At 70.4% G+C, this 3,265-nt stretch carries 4 protein-coding genes; 3 read left to right on the forward strand and 1 reads right to left on the reverse strand.

The window, feature by feature from the left end; all coding sequences use genetic code 11:
• The first annotated feature begins 131 nt into the window (after positions 1-131).
• The gene (locus D7X55_RS37740) at positions 132-254 is read left to right on the forward strand and encodes a hypothetical protein (protein ID WP_014396669.1); all 123 of its coding nucleotides are present in this window, start codon (positions 132-134) and stop codon (positions 252-254) included.
• Between the two features lie 37 nt (positions 255-291).
• Here D7X55_RS37740 and D7X55_RS37745 read toward each other — a convergent pair whose 3' ends face one another.
• Positions 292-810: a hypothetical protein gene (locus D7X55_RS37745; protein WP_120552437.1), complete on the reverse strand. Its 519-nt coding sequence runs from the start codon at positions 808-810 to the stop codon at positions 292-294.
• Between the two features lie 93 nt (positions 811-903).
• On the opposite strand from D7X55_RS37745, the gene D7X55_RS37750 reads away from it, so the two are divergent.
• Together D7X55_RS37750 and D7X55_RS37755 are read left to right on the forward strand one after the other, a co-directional pair.
• Entirely contained in the window at positions 904-2,055 is a 1,152-nt protein-coding gene (locus D7X55_RS37750) for an AI-2E family transporter (protein ID WP_120552436.1), read from the forward strand.
• A gap of 48 nt (positions 2,056-2,103) precedes the next feature.
• Positions 2,104-3,141, forward strand: coding sequence for a hypothetical protein (locus D7X55_RS37755; protein WP_121725563.1), 1,038 nt, complete (start codon positions 2,104-2,106; stop codon positions 3,139-3,141).
• Positions 3,142-3,265: the final 124 nt, after the last annotated feature.

Consider the following 3,265-nt stretch of genomic DNA (forward strand, 5'->3'; position numbering starts at 1 on the left):
GCCTGGGCCTGCCCCGGAGGCCGGCGCGGCCCCCGTCCCGGAGGACCCCGAGGGTTCCTCTTCCGGGAGGCCGTAGGCTTCTGATAGGTAAGCCCCCCTTTGCTCCATTCCGGAGACCAGGAGCCACCCACATGGCCAACAGCAAGAGCAAGCACCGCCGCGTGCAGATGAAGATCCGTCAGCACTGGAAGAAGCGGATCAAGAAGCAGAAGGAAGCCGCCAAGGCCGCCGCCGCCGAAGGCAAGAAGAAGTAGTCCGTCTTCCCTGGCGCCGCTCCCGGCGGCCCTGGCTTTACTGCCGGGTCGCCGTGAAGGGGCGCGCCACGTTGCATCTGAGGGCGGAGGTGCCCTGGATGCGCGAGTAGTTGCCGGTGAAGGTCCCGGACAGGCTGCCAACACCGCCGCCGTCCGCCGGGCCCCCGGCGAAGGTCGCGGTGAGGCTGAGGAAGCTGCTCACCCCACCGTCACTGCTGGGGATCGGGGAGCCGGACAGGATCAGCGCTCCGGATGCGTACAGCTGGCCCGTCAGCGCCACCCCCGTCAGCGTCCCCGTGATGATGCCGCCGTCGGTGTGCTGGATGACCAGCGGGTCTCCGTTCGCCGGGGCCACCACGTTCAGGTTCACGCACTCGGAGGGCAGGCCCGCGTCGCCCGGGAAGGCCAGCGGATAGGTGCCCTCCACGGGGGGGCAGGTGTCGCCGCAGTCCACGGGGGCGCCCTCGTCGCAACCGGCGGGACCGAGCATCAGGAAGGCGCCGGACACCACGGCGGTGGCGGCGGCCGCGATCGGAGCGAAACGTCCAGAAGTCATGGATGGCCTCTTGGGGATGGGAGGGACGGACTTCCTGGTGGGAATAACCGTTCCTACGTTGCGTGCAGCTGGTCTGGGGGACGGGGTGGGGCGGTGACGGCGGCAGACTCGAAGCGGTGGTCCAATTTCATCTTCGCGGGGCTCTTCGCGCTCGCGCTGATTCTTTTCTCGCGCATCCTGCTGCCGTTCCTGATGCCGGTGCTGCTGGGCGGCTTCCTGGTCGTCCTGTTCATGCCCATCCAGGACTCCTTGGACCGGCGGCTCCAGGGCCGCAAGTCCCTGGCGGCGGGACTGTCCACCCTCGCGGTGTTCCTGCTCATCCTGGCGCCGCTGGCGCTGGTGGGCTGGATGGTGGCCCGCGAGGTGCTCCAGTTCGTGGGCCAGGCGCAGGACCTGTTGGATCAGGTGGACCTGCGCCACCACCTGCTCAACAGCCTGCCGCGCGGCCTCACCCGCTACGTGCACTTCGATCCGGAGAGCTCGGAGACGGAGCGCCTGCTGATGACGGCGGTGTCCGGCGGCGCGGGGCTGCTCGCGGACCTGGTGGGCGCCGGCACGGAGCTGATCGTCAACATGTTCCTGATGACGGTCGCCATGTACTACTTCTTCCTGGACGGCCGTCGTCTGGTGAACGAGGTGGCCCGGCTGATTCCGCTGGAGCGCCGCTACTTCGACGCCTTCTCCCACGAGTTCACGGACGTCGCGTACGCCATCATCTACGGCAACACCGTCACCGCGCTGGTGCAGGGCGCGGTGGGCTTCGTGGGGCTGCTCATCGCGGGCGTGCCGCACGCCGGCGTGTGGGGCGCGGCCATGGTGCTGGTGGCGCTGGTGCCGGTGGGTGGCACCGCGCTCGTCTGGGGGCCCATTGGCGTCATCCTCATCGCGGCGAACCGGGTGAGCGAGGGCGTCTTCCTGCTCGCGTGGGGCACCTTCCTGGTGGGCAGCATCGACAACGTCATCCGCCCCAGGCTGTGCGGCTCGCGCATGGCGCTGCACCCGCTGCTCGTCTTCCTGTCCATGTTCGGCGGGCTGGCGGTGTTCGGGATGATGGGCCTGCTGGTGGGGCCGCTCATCGCGTCCATCTTCATGGCCATGGTGCGCATCTACCGGCGGGACTTCCTGGGTCGTACGCAGGAATCCCAGCCTGCACCCGTGGTGTCCCAGGATTCCTCGCCTTCGCTCACGCCGCAGCCCGCGCCAGTGCCCTCCGCGGCGAGCGTGGGTCACGTGATGAACGCCTGAGCCCCGAGCCTGGACTTCGCTCCGGCGCTGGGTGAACCTGACCCGCGCATGACAACCACCCGACGCGCGAGCGTCCCCTCGGGCCTGTTGCGGACCCTCGCCCTCGCTGGAGCCCTGGCGGCTCCGGCCGCGGCGGCCTCTGACGCCCTGACGCCGCCCGCCTTCCATGGCACGCGCGAGTCCCCCGCGTGGCTGTCGCTGCGGCTGGGCACCACGCCGTCGGGCAGGGCGCAGGCGAAGACGGAGCCGGAGGTGGGCGCGCCCACCTGGGTGCGCCTCAACCTGTCCCTCACCGCGACGTGGCGGCGCTACTGCGCGCGGCCCGGCGTGGACAGCTGCGGCGAGTACGACCGGCTCCCGGAGGAGGAGCAGTTGGGGGACACGTCGGACTTCTCGTCGTCGTATCCGTACCTGGGCCTGGCGCTGGAGGCGGAGGTGCTGCCGCTGGCGCGCCACACCGATTCAGTGCTGCGCGGGCTGGGACTCCAGCTGGGCGTGCAGCGGGGCTTCTCCAGCTCCGACGTGACGCTCACCGGGGACGGCGGCCAGACGCCGGTGCGCGAGGTGTCCGCCACCGACACGGCCTTCACCGCGCAGGCGATGTACCGCTTCTACTTCCGCTTCGGCACGACGCGGCCGCAGCAGGGCTACGTGGGCGCACGCGCCGGCATCCAGACGCGCGCGTTCGACGTGGAGGCGTCCACGGACAACCCGCTGACCGGCACGCACCGCGTGTTCCCCTCCGTGGCGTTGGACCTGTCCGTGCCGCTGTTCAGCTCGGTGCGGCTGGACGCGTCGGGCGGGCTGTTGCTGTCGCCCAGGCCGGGGCACTCGCCGGACGCGGACGGGGGCCGGCGGGCGCTGGAGGTGCGCGACTACGGCACGTCCGTGTCCAGCTTCGGCTGGACCGCGGAGCTGGGCGTGTCCGGGGACATCTGGGGACCCTTCGGCTACGACGTGGCCTGGCGCCTGGCGCACTTCAAGGACCGGTTCTCCGGGGCCGGCACGTTGACGGGCTGGGACGACGGTGGAGCGGCCGAGGAGACGTACTCCAGCCTCCACGTGGGTCTGATCGCGACGTACTGACGTTGACGTTGTCGGGCGAGTGACATCACCCCGAAGCGCGGGTGTCTGCACTCGCGCACGATGACTACCCCTTGCCTCCACGGCCTGTCACGGGCCCGTGACGCAAGGGGGACGGTTCCTGGTG

It is taken from the genome of Corallococcus sp. AB049A (assembly GCF_003668885.1).
Classification (GTDB): Bacteria; Myxococcota; Myxococcia; order Myxococcales; family Myxococcaceae; genus Corallococcus; species Corallococcus interemptor.